The following is a 14,830-nucleotide window of genomic DNA, read 5'->3' as shown; positions in this document are numbered from 1 at the left end:
TCTCCGTGCTGTTGGCGCTGACAGCGCTGACGCTCGGCGCGGCGCCGTCCTACGCGGAGGACGGACTCGACGGCACACAGATCACCTCCCCCGTCGACCCGCCGCTGTACGACGAGGTGGTCGACGGCGGCAAGGTCCGCGTGAACGTCGTCACCGAGAACCGCAGCCAGCTCGACCAGGCGGCCACGGCCGGCGAGACGCTGCAGACCCTGTCCACACTCCCCGTGGTGACGCTCCGGGTTGACGAAGCGGGCCTGGAGGCGCTGGCGTCCCAGGAGGGTGTCGTATCGGTCACCGAGGACGTTCCCGTCCCGCCGAGCCTGGATGAGAGCACAGCTCTGATCAAGGCGGACAAGGCCACGGCAGGCGGCTACGACGGCTCCGGCCAGGCGGTCGCGATCCTGGACACCGGTGTCGCCGTGAACCACCCGTTCCTCAAGGACAGGGTGATCGCGGAGGCGTGCTTCTCGTCCAACGACTCGGCTTACGGTGCGACCAGCCTGTGCCCCAACGGCACTACGGCACAGGAAGGGCCGGGGACGGCCGACGTGGAGGCGACGGGCTGCGCGACGATCGCGGGCTGTGACCACGGCACCCACGTCGCAGGCATCGTCGCGGGCAACGGCAAGGACATCACCGGCGCCCCGAAGCAGGGTGTCGCGCCGGGCGCGGGCATCGTCGCCATGCAGGTCTTCTCCAAGTTCACTTCGTCGGCCTACTGTGGCGCAACCGCGCCGTGCGTGCTCAGCTTCACTTCCTCGCAGCTCGCCGCGATGGAGAAGGTCCTGGCGCTGAAGCAGGGCGGAATGCCGATCGCTGCGGCGAACCTGAGTCTGGGCAGCGGCCGTTACACCAGTGCGTGCAACGCCGATCCACGCAAGAAGGTGATCGACGACCTGTTCGCCGCCGGTGTCGCCACCGTCGTGGCGGCCGGTAACAGCGGCTACACCAACGCGGTCAGCGCCCCGGCCTGTGTCCCGTCGGCCGTCGCCGTCGGCTCGACCACCGATGCGGATCAGCTGTCTTCCTTCAGCAACCGTGGCCCGCTGCTCGACGTGTTCGCCCCCGGTACTGGCATAGTCTCCTCCGTTCCGGGAGGGCAGTTCGCCTCGAAGAACGGCACGTCGATGGCCTCCCCGCACGTGGCGGCCGCGATTGCGGTGCTGCGCCAGGCGCATGGGGAAGAAAGCCTGGACAACCTGCTCACGCTGCTGAAGTCGAAGGGGAAGCCGGTCACCTACACGGGTGCCACCACCCCGCGCATAGACCTCGCGGCGACGTTCGAGACGGGCGAGCCGGAGCCCGCCCCGGCCCCGAAGCCGCATCAGGCCGACTTCGCCAACACGAATGCCGCGGCGATCCCCGACGTCGGTACGGTCACCTCTCAGGTCCAGGTCAGCGGTATGGGCGCGCGGGCTTCGGGCGCGTTGCAGGTTTGGGTGGACCTCACCCACCAGCGCCGTAACGACCTGCGGATTGACCTGGTCGACCCGGCCGGAACGGCCCACCGGCTGTCGCTCGGCTACCAGGGCGCCGGCGACGTCAAGCGGTTCTACGGTGTGGACGCGTCGGCTGCTCCGGCGGACGGCACGTGGACACTGAAGGTGCAGGATGTCACCGCCGGGAACACGGGCACGCTGCGCAACTGGTCGATCGGCTTCCCGGTGCTGGAGAACCAGACTGTGACGGCGATCCCGGACGGCGGTTCGGTGGAGCTGCCGGTGACGGGTCCCGACCTCGTCGGATACCCGGCGTCGGAGGTGAACGTGTACGTGGACCTCACGCACGAGTGGCGAGGCGATGTGAGACTCGACCTGATCGCCCCGGACGGAACGGAGTACTTCGTGAAGTCGCCAGAAGTGGCGCAGCGGGGTGGTGATCTCCAGCGACTGTATCCGGTCACGATCGACCCCGAACAGCTCAACGGCACGTGGAAGCTGCGCGTAAGTGACGTGGTGACGGGTTCGACCGGTACGCTCAAGAGCTGGGCGCTGGTGTTCTAGCCGCCCCTGACCTCCCTCGTACGACAATGCCGCCACCGCGCCCAAACCCCGGGCCGGTGGCGGTGATTTTGTCTGCCGTCCCCCTGCGGTGGGCCGCGCCGGGCTGATTGAGGGCACGGGCGCGCACCGCACCTACGGGGTTCGGGGCGGAGTCCCCGGGGAACGGGGGAAGGGCGGAGAGGGACAGGCTCCGCGCAGCGGCCCAGCCCTAGCGGCGCAGCGCGCGCTCGTACACCGGGAGGAGGGTGTCCAGGACGGAGTCCATCGAGAAGGACTGCGCGGCCAGTTCGCGGGCCGCGCGGGAGGCGGATTCGTTCGCCGCCGGGTCCAGCAGGGACAGCACCGCCGATGCCACGCCCGACGGCCCCGGGTCGACCGCGTGGCCGGCTCCGGCGGCGGCGATGTCGCGGGCCAGACCGTTCGAGTGGGTCACCACCGACGGGACCCCCACCGACAGCGCCTCCAGCACCGACATCGGGAACGGCTCGTCCACCGACGGCAGGACGTAGACGTGGGCCCGGCGCAGTTCCGCGAGCACCTCGGCCGTCGAGAGCGCGCCCGGCACCGTGAACCGGTCCGTCAGGCCGAGCGCCGCGATCCGCGCCCGGACCGCCGCCAGCTCGCCCTCGTCGGGGCCCGCCACCACGAACTCCGCGTCCGGGTGCGCCGCGAGCACCGCCGGGGCCGCGTCCACGAAGTCCACCGGCCGCTTACGGGCCTGCAGGCGCGCCGAGTACAGGACGCGCGGCGGCCCGCCGAGCGAAGCGGCAGGCCGCTCCTCCTGCGCCGGCGTGCCGTTGACCAGGCGGACCGCGTTCGCCAGCGGGGCGCCGACCACCGCGTCCAGGCCCTCCCGCTCGTGCGGGGTCAGGTACAGCACCGCGTCCGCCCCGCGCAGCAGCCGCCGTACGGCCACCGCGTCCAGCACCTTGGCCAGCAGCTTCTCGCTCGGGTCCACCATCCCGTGGGTCTGCAGCACCAGCGGCTTGCCGGCCCGCAGCGCCGCGAGGGCCACCGGCAGGGTCACCAGGTCCCGTGCGAGGTGGACATGGACCACGTCCGCGTCCCGCACCAGGCGGCCCGCCGAGGCCAGCAGGGCCGGCGAGGTCATCCCGCTGAAGCCCAGGGGCAGCAGCCGCCGCGCCGGGAAGAGCCTGGCCGGGACGCCCTCCACGGAGGTCGGCCAGGGGTCGGGGAAACCCTCGCCCAGCGCCACCAGCCGCGCCTCGTGGCCGCGCGCCCGCAGCCCCCCGGCCAGGTTCAGCGCGACCCGGACCGGCCCGCCGAAGGCGTGCGAGGGGGAGTGCAGGGTGACGGCGTGCAGGACTTTCAACGCGGCACTCACTTGGGCTCCTCCACCGGGCGGCGCCGCCCGTCCTGGGTCTGCAGGGTCAGTTCCGGCAGGTCCTTGTGTACGACGGCCCCCGCGCCCGCGACCGCGCAGCGGCCCACGGTCACCCCGGCCAGCACGGTCGCCCGTACCGCCACCCACGCCCCGTCCTCGACGGTGATCGGCGCGTTGCGGTAGCGGAAGTCCGCGGCCCGGTGGTCGTGCGAGCCGGTGCACAGCAGGGCCTCCTGCGAGAGGCACACGTGCGAACCGATCGTCACCGGCTCCAGGTTCAGCAGCCAGGCGCCCTCGCCGATCCAGGTGTGGTCCCCGACGGTCAGCTTCCACGGCCACAGCACCCGCACCTTGTGCCGGATCAGCACGCCCTCGCCGATCCGCGCCCCGAAGGCCCGCAGCAGCGAGACCCGCAGCCGCGCCGGACAGAACCAGCTCATGAACAGCGTGTTCATCACGGCGAACCAGAGCGCCTGCGTCAGCAGCCCGCGCCCCTTGTCGTATCCGGCCAGCGTGAAGGAAGGAAGATCACGCACCTGTAGCCCCCATCGTGCACCCACACCGGCGCCTCCCCGGGCACGGCCCGCTCAGACTAGACTGCGCGCGGACCAGGCACATGGGGTGGGGGCGGCAGTGACGACGGACATACGCAAGCCCACCGTTCGGCCCGCGAAGCCGCCGGTGCCGTCGCCCTTCGAGGACGAGACGCTGTGGGGCCGGGTCACCACCCCGCGCACGCTCCTCTCGCGCGCGCTGTCCGTCCCGCTCGCCCTCGGATTCACCGTCTTCCTGCCGCTGTTCGTCGCCGTCCAGACCGGCGCCGGCGCCCGTGACGCGGCCTTCTGGCTCCAGCTCCTGCTCACCATGTACGCGGGTGCCCGGCTCTCCGCGATGGTGCTCACCAGCCGGCGCAAGCTGCTCCAGGGCTCCTTCTGGCTCTTCGTCTACATGGCCATGGGCGTGGCCCCGCTCGCGCAGGCCGTCCTCGGCCAGGTCCCCACGCCCGTCGTCGGCCCGCGCTCCGACCTCACCGCCGCCATCGGGCTGGTGCTGCTCGGCTGCACCGCCTTCGACGTCGGCGTCCTGCTCGCCCGCCACCGGCCGGCCGGCCGCGCGGGCGGCTCGCAGAAGGAACCGCGGCCGGTCATGGCGCACCGGCGCCGCCTCCAGCTCCTGACGGCCCTGTCCTTCCTGTGCAGCGCGGCCTTCGTCCTGAAGCTCGGCGGTCCGGCGGTCTTCTTCTCCAGCCGCCAGGAGATCATCGCGGGCATCGAGGAGGCGGGCGTCTCCAACGGCGACGGCCAGGCCGGCCAGGCGCTGCTGCGCGGCTTCGGTACGGTCCCGGCACTGCTGTCGCTCCTCCTCTACACCCGCTGGCTGATCACCTCGAAGTTCGCCCGTCGCAAGGTCTCGATCATCGTCACCTGGGGGGCGCTCGCCCTGCTGAACCTGGTGGTCAACAACCCGATCTCGAACCCGCGCTACTGGTTCCTGACGGTCATGTTCGCGATGCTGTTCACCGTCTTCCCGGTGAGCGCGGCGATGTACCGGGTGGCGCTGTCGATGGCGGTGGTGATCGCGCTCCTGATCTTCCCGTTCGCGGACCGCTTCCGGTACGACGAGAAGAACTACCGGCCGGTCGAGACCACGTCCTTCCTGGAGCCGATGGCGCTCAAGGACTACGACCAGATCGGCATGTTCGCGAACACGATCACCTTCTCGAACTCCGGGCCCGGCCACTATTACGGGCGCCAGCTGGCCGGATCGGTCCTCTTCGCGGTGCCGCGCTCGGTCTGGCCGGGCAAGCCGAGGGACACCGGCGTGATGGTCGGCCAGTGGATGGGCACGGTCAACACCAACCTCTCCTCCCCGATCTGGGCGGAACTGTGGCTCGACTTCGGGCCGCTGGGCATGGGCGCCGGGCTGCTGGGCATGGGCTACGCCTCGGCCCGCGTCGACCGCCGCTACGCGAAGCGGGCCACTCGGCGGTCGCCGCCGGGCAGCCTGATCTCGGTGGTGGTCCCGCTGGTCGCGGGCTACTCCTTCATCCTGCTCCGCGGCCCCCTCCTCCAGGCCTCGGGGCGCGTCGCCATCGCGGCCCTCTGTCTCTGGCTGGTGGCCACGTACCGCACCGATCGCGCCACCACCCTCCGCTGACCCACCCCGCAAGGGGTCAGGCCGTGGCGGACGCCTGTTGGGGCGTGGCCTGTGCGGTGGGGTCGGGGAGGCGGGAGACGCGGGTCCAGGCGGCCGCGGCCTTGAGGGCGGAGCCGGCTGCCAGGCCCCAGGCGGCGCCCAGGGCACCCCCGACGAGGTAGCCGGCCAGGAGGAGCGCCACCGACAGGAGGGAGAAGAGCACCTGCAGGGAGAGGGTCGACTTCGGGGCCAGGACCCGGAGGGTGAGCAGGGCGCACGTGCCCAGGCCCATCACCGCGTACTGCGCCCCCGTCGCCGGCAGCAGCGCGGACGCCGACGACCAGGTGTCGCCCAGCAGTTCGCGGCCCAGCCGGCCGGGGAGGAGGAAGAGGGCCGTGGCCCAGGCCGCCGAGACCGCGGCCAGTGCGGCGCCCAGCAGGACCGTCGCCCGGACCGTGGCCCGCTTGCCGCCGAGGCGCCCCAGTACCGGCGGGCCGAAGGCGTTCGCCGAGTTGAACAGGACGTTCAGCGGGCCGAAGAGCGTGGTCGCGCCGCGCAGCGCGCCGACCGCCAGAGGGGTCGCGAAGACGCCCAGGCCCAGTACGGCGAGTTGGCTGGCGCCGTTGCCCACCGCGAATTCGACGACGAACCGCTGCCCCAGGTGGCCCCGCCGAAGGTACGGCCGCAGGTCGGCGCGGGAACCGCGGACGTACGGCCGCAGCAGCCACAGCCCGACTCCCAGCGCCGGCAGCGCGGAGAGCCCCCACGCCAGCACCAGCCGCCCCGCCGAGGCACCGGCGGGCTGCACGGCCAGCGCCGCGACCACGCACACCAGCCGCAGCGCGTCGGCGGCCAGGGCCCGCTCGGGGGCGCGCAGCGCGGAGAAGCAGTACCGCAGCCCGTCCTGGAGCAACACCAACGGCAGTACGAGGCCCAGGGAGAGGAACGCCCGCCCCGTGGCCCCGGGGAGCAGCAGACCCACCAGAGCCAGCACCGCGCCCACCGCCGCCGAGGCGGCGCCCGTGAAGGCGGCCGCCGACCGGCACAGCGCGCCCAGCCGCTCGCCCTTCTCCAGGACCAGGCTCTGGCCGACGTAGGCCATGTTCAGTCCGAGGAGCACGCTGAAGGCCACGTACACCATGGAGAAGTCGGCGAAGCCGGACGCCGAGGACAGCCGGGCGGCCAGCACCAGCACAAGGATGTTCGTGGCGCTGGACGCCGCCTGGTCCAGGACCGACGCGACCGCCGCGAGGCCGCGCCGGCTCACCGCCTGCCCATGCGGACGGCCCGCAGGGTGACCGTGTCCGTACCGTCGCCGGGGATGTGCTGCTCGGGCTCGGCGGCCTCGTAGGGGATCGGCTGCGGCGCGGACCGCGTGCGCGCCGCCGGCGGCGGACCGCCGGCCTCCGGGCCGCCCCGACCGCCCTTGCCGCGGCCCCGCTTCTCGCCCGGCAGCGGCGCGTGCAGCACCGCGCCGAGCACCGTACCGCCTGCCCCGCTGATCAGTTCGCGGATCCGCGCGAGGTCGCTGCGGTGCACGGCGCGCGGGTCGCAGACCACCAGCACGCCGTCGACGCGGTCGACGAGGGCGAGGGCGTCGGCGTACGAGAGCACGGGCGGCGCGAGCACGACGACGGTGGAGTTGGGGGAGTCGGCCTCGGAGATCAGCCGGGTGGCGCGCGGGGAGGTCAGCGCGCGGGCGACGTTGCGCACCCGCTCGCCCGGGATCAGGTCGAAGGCGCCCGACTCCCCGGCGTCCACGACCAGCTGGCGCCCGTCGGGCCACTCGGTGTCCCCGTGCTGCGCCGGGCCCTTGCCGGCACCGGGAGCGCCCGGCGACTGGCTCCAGCGGGGCCGGCCGCCCGCGTCGGTCGGCAGCTGGCTGGCCAGCACCGGGGTGCGCAGGTCGGCCTCGATGAGCAGGACGTCCTTGCCGGTCTCCGCGAAGGAGGCGCCGAGGTTCACGGCGACCGCGGCGGCCGTCTCGCTGCTGCCGCGCGGGGCGACCACGAGCAGCCGGCGCCGGTCGGCGAAGCGGGAGTCGTAGGCGAGCCGGAAGGCCACCGAGCGGTACTCCTCGGCGAGCCGCGGATCCTCCTCGCCCGCCGCGAGCAGCGGCCCGCCGCCGGTCTTGTCCCGGGGCAGGTAGCCGAGTACGGGCGCGCGCAGGGCCCGTGCCACATCGCCCTCGGAGCGCGGCGCCGGGTCGAAGACGAGCCGGACCCAGGCAGCCAGCAGGCCGAGCGCGAGGCCCACGGCCGCGCCGAGCGCCAGCGACATGAGGATGCCGGGGCCGTCGGGCGCGGAGGGCGGGGTCGCGGCGCTGGTGACCCGGCCCGGGGTCATGTCCAGGGTCTCCAGCTTGGTGATCTTGGTGTTGTAGCCGCCGACCTCGCTCTGGAGGTCGGTCTTGGTGGAGGTGGCGGCGTCGCGCGGGGCGCCGGCCGGCATCCGGGCGATCTCCTTGGTGAGCTCGTCGAGCTGCTTGGCGATCGGGTCGCGCTGGTCCTTGTAGCCCTTGACCATCTTGTCGCGGGTGGCGTCGAGGGCCTCCTGCCGCTTGAGCAGGTAGGCCTCGGTCATCGCGTTGGCGCGCTGGGCGGCTTCCTTGGGGGAGGACGCGGTGTAGGTGAAGCGGAGCACCATCGTCTGCGGCGGGTTGGTGACCTGGAGCCCGCTGCGCAGGGCGGCGAAGCCGGAGGGGCCCACGCCGAGCTTCTTCGCGGCCTCGTTGGCTATGGAGGAACTGAGCGCGACCTGCCGCTCCGAGCCGATGTTGATCGCCTTGTCGGGGGCGAGGCTCGGGTTGAACGGGTCGTCGGTGGGGGCGCGCAGGACCACGTCGGTGGTCGCGACGTACGTGTCGGCCGTGGAGATGCCGAGGTAGACGCCGCCCAGCAGCCCGACCCCGATGCCCGCGCCGATGAGCCTGCGGTAGCGCAGGAGCTGGCGGAACTGGTCTCTGAGGAGGTCGGGTTCGTCGTCGGCCGGTGCCGCCGCGGGGCGGTTCGTCTCGATCACGGGCGGGGACCCCCAAGTGCCTCGTCCATCAGTGCGTCGATGCGGGCCAGGCCCGCTTCGCGGCTCAGGTGGGCCGCCACGTGGCGGGGCCCGGCCGCTCCCAGTTCGTCCGCGCCCTCTGGGTCCTCGGCCAGGGCCCGTACGGCCTTCAGCAGGGCCTCGGGGTCCTCCGGCGGTACGAGCACCCCCGCGCCCGAGCGCTCCACCTCCTGGGCGGTTCCGCCCTCCGCCGCCACGGAGGCGACGACGGGCCGGCCGGCCTGGAAGTAGGAGGTGAGCTTCGACGGCACGCTCATGTCCAGCACGGCCGCGTGCTGCGTGACCGCGAGCACGTCCGCCGCCGCGAGGATATCCGGGAACTCGCCGTCGGCGGCAGGGGGGATGATGTCGAGGTTGGGCACGTCGGCCGAGAGCTCGGCCAGGGTCGAGCGCTGGCTGCCGTCGCCCATGAGGACGAAGCGGACGCTCGGTTCCAGCCGGGCGGCGCTGACGAGCACCTCGAGCCCCTGCTTGAGGCCCATGTTCCCGGAGTGCAGGACGACGGTCTGGCCCGGGGCCCAGCCCAGGTGGCGGCGGGTCTCGGCGCGCGGTTTGGTGGGCACGGCCACGTGGGACCAGTTGGGCACGAGGCGTATGCGGCCCGGGTCCACGCCCATGCCGACGACCCGGTCCACGAAGGTCTCGTGGATGACGCCGACGAGGGTGGCCCGCTTGAGGGCGTACGCCTCGGCGCGGCCGGCGAGCGCGGCGGCCTTGTCGCCCCCGCTGATGCCGCTCTGCGCGGCGGCGGCGCCCATCAGGTCCTGGACGACCGGGACGTACGGGACCTTCCATCGCGCCGCGAGCCGGGCGGCGAGCACCCCGCCGGCCAGGCTGGGCATCTGGGCGAGGACGGCCTGGGGCTTCGGCATCCGGGGCGGGGCCACGGCACCGTGCAGCAGGATCGATCCTTCGAACAGGGCCCGCTTCACGGCGGTCTGACGCGGCGGCACGGTGTGCGCACGCCGGTGCACGGTGACCCCCGCGCGCTGTTCCGTGCGCCGGAGCGCCCCCTTGTACTCCGGCTCCAGCGACCACGCCGGGTAGTGCGGCATGCCGGTGAGGACGTGGGTCTCGTGGCCGAGATCCGCCCAATGCTCCGCGATCTGGGTGGCGTACGGCCCGATCCCCGCGTGCTCCGGAGCGTAATTGGTGGAAACCAGCAGCAGGCGCCGGTGACCGGATCTGGACACTGAGCGTCCCCTTCTCCCCTGGATGATGCGCACGTCACCCTATTCGTTCACCGGCATGGTGCGGAACGTGCACGCTATTGTCTGCTAATCCGCCGCACCGGGGGGTGCGACTGCTGGGGGTAACAGATGACGGAGCGGGACATGTCGGACCTTGGCGCGCCCGCGCGGCCGGGCGCGCAGCGGGCGTACAGGATCGGCTACGCGCCGGGTGCGTACGATCTCTTCCATATCGGGCATCTCAACATCCTTCGGCACGCCCGCAGTCAGTGCGACTACCTGGTGGCCGGAGTGGTCTCCGACGAGATGGCCGAACTCGCCAAGGGCCGGCGCCCGATGATCCCGCTGGTCGAACGCCTCGAAATCGTGCGCAGCGTGAAGTACGTCGACGCCGCCTTCGTCGAGACGGTCCCCGACAAGGTGGAGACCTGGCGGCAGGTCCGCTTCGACGTCATCTTCAAGGGCGACGACTGGCGGGGCACCCCCAAGGGCGACAAGCTGGAGAAGGACTTCGCCGCCCACGGGGTCGATGTCGTCTACTTCCCCTACACCGTGCACACCTCCAGCACCCAGCTGCGCCGGGCGCTGGACGCGCTCGCCGAACCGCCCGCCTCGGCGGACGGCCCGCTCACCGCCGAACGGCGCTGAGCTCCCGGAACCACTTCGCGAGGAACGCCACCAGGAACAGGGCGGCGACCACGCCGAAGCCGGTGTAGGCCCAGCGGAACAGCTGCCCGCCGCCGAGCAGCAGGAACACCCCGCAGAACACCCCGTAGTCCACGGGCAGCAGCGCCACCGCGCGGACGGTCGAGGGGGCCGCGGCGGCGCTCCCCGGGGCGGCCTTCGGCTTGAGCTTCTCGGTCAGCAGCCCGCCGAAGAAGGTGACGACCGCGGCCAGCTGGAAGCCCAGCGGTACGAGCAGCCAGCCGTCCGCTCCCGTCCCGTACGCCTCGGGGAAGCGGTAGAAGGCGATCAGCACGCAGGTGTGCAGCGCGGTCAGCTTGGCGCAGTCCACGACGTGGTCGAGCCACTCGCCCGCCGGGCTGCCGCCGCCGCGCAGCCGGGCCAGCTGGCCGTCGGCCGAGTCGAAGGCGAAGCCGACGGCGAGCGCCGCCCAGACGGCGATGCCCAGCCCCCACGAGGGCGCGGCCAGCGCGACCGCGGCCACGGCGGCGAAGCTGAAGGCGGCGCTGACCAGCGTCACCTGGTTCGGGGTGAGCCCGAGCGCGTAGGACCCGGCGGCCAGGAACCGCCCGGCGGGCCGGTTGACGAACCGGGAGTAGAGCGAGACGCCCTTCGCCGACTTCTGCGCCCCGCGCAGCTCCCGCAGCGCCGTACCGACACTCGCCATGCGTGCCCCTGTTCGTGTGTTCGTGTGCTCAAGTGTTCGCAGGAAGGCCACATCATCGCAGGCCCGCGGACACCACCACCCGCAGCAGCACCACCGACCGCGCCGGGACCGTCAGCGTCTCCCCGCCGCGGTGCCGGGTGCCCGGGGCCGCGGCCTGGTCCTCCCGCGAGGTGTCCACGACCAGTTCGTACGCCTCCGCCCAGGGTGCCCCCGGCAGCACCCACGCCACCGGCCGGTCCCCGGTGTGCAGTACGGCCAGGAAGCTGTCGTCCGTCACCTGCCGGCCCCGCTCGTCGCGGCCCGGGATGTCCCGCCCGGACAGGTACATGCCCAGCGTGGCGGTCGGCGCGTACCAGTCCCGCTCCGTCATCTCCGCGCCCGCCGGGGTGAACCAGGCCAGGTCCCGCAGCCCGTCCGCCCCCTGCGGACGCCCCGAGAAGAAGGCCCGCCGCCGCAGCACCGGATGGGCCTGCCGCAGCGAGATCAGCCGCGCCGTCAGCGCGAACAGCTCCCGCCACGCCGGGTCCTCCAGCAGCCGCCAGTCCACCCACCCCGTCTCGTTGTCCTGGCAGTACGCGTTGTTGTTGCCGCCCTGGGTGCGCCCGAACTCGTCCCCCGCCACCAGCATCGGCACGCCCGTGGACAGCAACAGGGTGGTGAGCAGGTTGCGCAGCTGGCGGCGGCGCAGCACCCCGATCCGCGGATCGTCGCTCTCGCCCTCCGCCCCGCAGTTCCACGACCGGTTGTCATTGGTCCCGTCCCGGCCCGCCTCCCCGTTGGCCTCGTTGTGCTTGCGCTCGTAACTGACCAGGTCCCGCAGTGTGAACCCGTCGTGCGCCGTCACGAAGTTCACCGAGGCGTACGGACGCCGCCCGCCCCACGCGTACAGGTCGCTCGACCCCGACAGCCGGTACCCCAGGTCCCGTACGTCGGGCAGCGCGCCCCGCCAGAAGTCCCGTACGGCATCCCGGTACCGGTCGTTCCACTCCGTCCACAGCGGGGGGAAGGCCCCCACCTGGTAGCCCCCGGAGCCCACGTCCCACGGCTCCGCGATCAGCTTGACCCGCCGCAGCACCGGGTCCTGGGCGATGACCGCCAGGAACGGCGACAGCATGTCCACGTCGTGCATCGAGCGGGCCAGCGCCGCCGCCAGGTCGAAGCGGAAGCCGTCCACCCCCATCTCGGTGACCCAGTAGCGCAGGGAGTCCGTGATGAGGCGCAGCACGTGCGGGCGCCCCGCGTGCAGGGTGTTCCCGCAGCCCGTGTAGTCGGCGTAGCGGCGCTGGTCCGACTGGAGCCGGTAGTAGCCCCGGTTGTCGATCCCGCGCAGCGACAGCGTCGGGCCGAGCTCGCCCGCCTCCGCCGTGTGGTTGTAGACCACGTCGAGGATGACCTCGATCCCGGCCGCGTGCAGGGCCCGCACCATCCGCTTGAACTCCCCGACCTGCTGCCCGGCCGTACCGCTCGCCGAGTAGCCCGCGTGCGGGGCGAAGTAGCCGATCGAGTTGTAGCCCCAGTAGTTGCGCAGGCCCCGGCGCAGCAGGTGGTCCTCGTGCGCGAACTGGTGCACCGGCAGCAGCTCGACCGCCGTCACGCCCAGCTTCACCAGGTGCTCGACCGCCGCCGGGTGGGCGAGGCCCGCGTACGTGCCGCGCAGCTCCCGCGGCACACCCGGATGGCGCATCGTGAAGCCGCGCACGTGCAGCTCGTAGATCACCGAATCGGCCCACGGGGTCTTCGGCCGGACGTCGTCCGCCCAGTCGTCGTCATCGTGGACCACGACCCCCTTGGGGACGAAGGGCGCCGAGTCCCGGTCGTCGCGCACGGTGTCGGCGATGTACTGCTGCGGCCAGTCGCGGACGTGCCCGTAGACCTCCGGCGGCAGGGTGAAGTCACCGTCCACGGCCCGTGCGTACGGGTCCAGCAGCAGCTTCGCCGGGTTGTGGCGCACGCCCGTCCAGGGATCCCAGCGGCCGTGGACGCGGAACCCGTAGCGCTGTCCGGGGCGCACGCCCGGCACGAAGCCGTGCCAGATCTCGTGCGTGAGCTCCGTCAGGGCGCAGCGGGTCTCGGCCCCGCCCCGGTCGAAGAGGCACAGCTCCACCGCCTCGGCGCCCTGCGCCCACAGCGCGAAGTTGGTGCCCGGCGTCCCGTCGGGGCCCTGGCGGAAGCGGGCCCCGAGGGGATGCGAGGATCCGGGCCACACGGGTGGTCCCGGGCGCGCGGAGGCACGTAAAACCTGCCCTCTGACCTGGCCGTTCGGCTTCCCGACGGCTTCCACCGCCTCTTCCTGCTCGGCTGCGCTCGACACTGACCGCCTCCACGGCTCCTCGGTACCTGCGGGGGGAGGGGAGTGCGGCCCCGGCGTCCCGGCCAGGGCCCGCCCCCGTCTGGTCCTTCCCACTGTTCTGCCCGGACTGTTCTCCCCGGAACGTGCGGCCCGCTCACGTTTCCCCCGGAGGGCCCCCGTCGTTGGAGGGATCGTGACACTTCTGACGAGGCGGGCAGGGGCGGGCTTGGCCGCCGTGGCGGTGTGGGCGGGCCTGCTCGGCAGCCTGGCCGGATGCACCGAGGACGGCCGGGCGCCGGTCGAGATCCAGCTCCCCGGCAAACCCCGCTCGCCGGACGAGGCCATCCGGATCACCCCCGACGACAACGCCAAGGGGGTCCCCGCGGACGGCCGGCTCATGGTCACCGTGCCCGAGGGCCGGCTGGAGCGGGTCGTGGTCACCAAGGTGGAGGACGCGCAGGAGGAGCAGGTCCCCGGCGACATCGCGGAGGACGGGCTCAGCTGGAGCCCCGACGCGTCGGCCGGCCGGCTCGCGCTCGCGGCCAAGTACACCGTGGACGCCGTCGCCCTCGACGGGCACAACCGCCGCCAGGCCCGGCACACCACCTTCACCACCTACGTTCCCGAGGAGCGGTTCATCGGCTACTTCAAGCCCGAGCACCGGTCCACCGTCGGCACCGGCATGATCGTCTCCTTCAACTTCAGCCGGGCCATCGAGCGCCGCGCCGAGGTGGAGCGGGCCATCACCGTCACCTCCGACCCGCCGGTGCAGGTCGTCGGCCACTGGTTCGGCAAGGAGCGGCTCGACTTCCGGCCCAAGCAGTACTGGAAGGCCGGCACCCAGGTCACCGTGAAGGTGAACCTCCGCGACATCGAGGGCGCCCCCGGCTCCTACGGGGTCCAGGCCAAGACGGTCACCTTCACCGTCGGGCGGTCCCAGATCTCCACCGTGGACGCCACCGCGCACACCATGGAGGTCCGCCGGGACGGGGAGCTGCTGTCCACGGTGCCGATCAGCGCCGGCGCGCCCAAGACCACCACCTACAACGGGAAGATGGTGGTGATGGAGATGTTCGACGTCACGCGGATGAACGGACAGACCGTCGGTTTCGGGGGCGAGTACGACATCCCCGACGTCCCGCACGCCATGCGGCTCACCTCCTCCGGGACCTTCCTCCACGGCAACTACTGGCTCAGCCCCGACACCTTCGGCAAGAGCAACATGAGTCACGGGTGCGTGGGCCTGCGCGACGACAAGGGCGGCGGCTCGGACACCCCGGCGGGCTGGTTCTTCGACCGGACCCTGGTGGGGGACGTGGTGGAGGTCGTGAACTCGCAGGACAAGACCGTGGCCCCCAACAACGGCCTGGGCGGCTGGAACATGTCCTGGGCCGACTGGGTCGCGGGCTCCGCCATCGCCTGACCGGCCCGCCCGAACGGGTCGGTCGGGGCGAC

The 14,830-nt window shown here is 72.7% G+C and carries 11 protein-coding genes; 4 read left to right on the top strand and 7 right to left on the bottom strand.

The genetic code is table 11. From position 1 onward, the window contains the following. Nucleotides 1-5 precede the first annotated feature (5 nt). Entirely contained in the window at nt 6-2,003 is a 1,998-nt protein-coding gene (locus ACGFYU_RS24570; RefSeq protein WP_393829470.1) for a S8 family serine peptidase, read from the top strand. A 208-nt stretch (nt 2,004-2,211) separates the two neighbouring features. Here the strand turns inward: ACGFYU_RS24570 and ACGFYU_RS24565 are convergent, their stop codons facing one another. Both ACGFYU_RS24565 and ACGFYU_RS24560 read right to left on the bottom strand, forming a co-directional pair. After that, nucleotides 2,212-3,336 carry a glycosyltransferase gene (locus ACGFYU_RS24565; protein ID WP_393829534.1) on the bottom strand — a complete coding sequence of 375 codons (1,125 nt, stop codon included), beginning with the start codon at nt 3,334-3,336 and terminating at the stop codon, nt 2,212-2,214. A gap of 8 nt (nt 3,337-3,344) precedes the next feature. Continuing rightward, nucleotides 3,345-3,884, bottom strand: a complete 540-nt coding sequence (locus ACGFYU_RS24560) for a WcaF family extracellular polysaccharide biosynthesis acetyltransferase (RefSeq protein WP_393829469.1) — start codon at nt 3,882-3,884, stop codon at nt 3,345-3,347. Nucleotides 3,885-3,981: 97 nt separating this feature from the next. On the opposite strand from ACGFYU_RS24560, the gene ACGFYU_RS24555 reads away from it, so the two are divergent. Continuing rightward, entirely contained in the window at nt 3,982-5,505 is a 1,524-nt protein-coding gene (locus ACGFYU_RS24555; RefSeq protein WP_393829468.1) for a hypothetical protein, read from the top strand. Between the two features lie 16 nt (nt 5,506-5,521). Here the strand turns inward: ACGFYU_RS24555 and ACGFYU_RS24550 are convergent, their stop codons facing one another. The 3 genes from ACGFYU_RS24550 to ACGFYU_RS24540 are packed head-to-tail and all read right to left on the bottom strand — an operon-like array spanning nt 5,522 to nt 9,707. Continuing rightward, a complete protein-coding gene (locus ACGFYU_RS24550; protein ID WP_393829467.1) occupies nt 5,522-6,751 on the bottom strand; it encodes a hypothetical protein in 1,230 nt (409 codons plus the stop codon). Next, the gene (locus tag ACGFYU_RS24545) at nt 6,748-8,505 is read right to left on the bottom strand and encodes a lipopolysaccharide biosynthesis protein (protein WP_393829466.1); all 1,758 of its coding nucleotides are present in this window, start codon (nt 8,503-8,505) and stop codon (nt 6,748-6,750) included. Before ACGFYU_RS24545 ends, ACGFYU_RS24550 begins: the two co-directional genes overlap by 4 nt. Beyond that, a complete protein-coding gene (locus ACGFYU_RS24540) occupies nt 8,502-9,707 on the bottom strand; it encodes a glycosyltransferase (protein ID WP_393829533.1) in 1,206 nt (401 codons plus the stop codon). Before ACGFYU_RS24540 ends, ACGFYU_RS24545 begins: the two co-directional genes overlap by 4 nt. Nucleotides 9,708-9,878: 171 nt before the next feature. Here ACGFYU_RS24540 and ACGFYU_RS24535 point away from each other — a divergent pair, with 171 nt between their 5' ends. After that, nucleotides 9,879-10,382 carry an adenylyltransferase/cytidyltransferase family protein gene (locus ACGFYU_RS24535; RefSeq protein WP_393829465.1) on the top strand — a complete coding sequence of 168 codons (504 nt, stop codon included), beginning with the start codon at nt 9,879-9,881 and terminating at the stop codon, nt 10,380-10,382. Here the strand turns inward: ACGFYU_RS24535 and ACGFYU_RS24530 are convergent. Next, nucleotides 10,363-11,085, bottom strand: a complete 723-nt coding sequence (locus ACGFYU_RS24530) for a CDP-alcohol phosphatidyltransferase family protein (RefSeq protein ID WP_393829464.1) — start codon at nt 11,083-11,085, stop codon at nt 10,363-10,365. The two genes, ACGFYU_RS24535 and ACGFYU_RS24530, sit on opposite strands and share 20 nt — an antisense overlap. 52 nt (nt 11,086-11,137) lie before the next feature. Beyond that, on the bottom strand, nt 11,138-13,396 hold the full coding sequence (gene glgX / locus ACGFYU_RS24525) for a glycogen debranching protein GlgX (protein WP_393829463.1): 2,259 nt from the start codon (nt 13,394-13,396) through the stop codon (nt 11,138-11,140). A gap of 181 nt (nt 13,397-13,577) precedes the next feature. Here glgX and ACGFYU_RS24520 point away from each other — a divergent pair, with 181 nt between their 5' ends. Further along, nucleotides 13,578-14,798 carry an Ig-like domain-containing protein gene (locus ACGFYU_RS24520; protein WP_393829532.1) on the top strand — a complete coding sequence of 407 codons (1,221 nt, stop codon included), beginning with the start codon at nt 13,578-13,580 and terminating at the stop codon, nt 14,796-14,798. The last annotated feature ends 32 nt before the right edge of the window (nt 14,799-14,830 follow it).

It is taken from the genome of Streptomyces sp. NPDC048337 (genome assembly GCF_043201175.1).
Classification (GTDB): domain Bacteria; phylum Actinomycetota; class Actinomycetes; order Streptomycetales; family Streptomycetaceae; genus Streptomyces.
The sequence above is the reverse complement of the archived record's forward strand: the minus strand, read 5'-3'. Positions and strand labels throughout refer to the sequence as shown.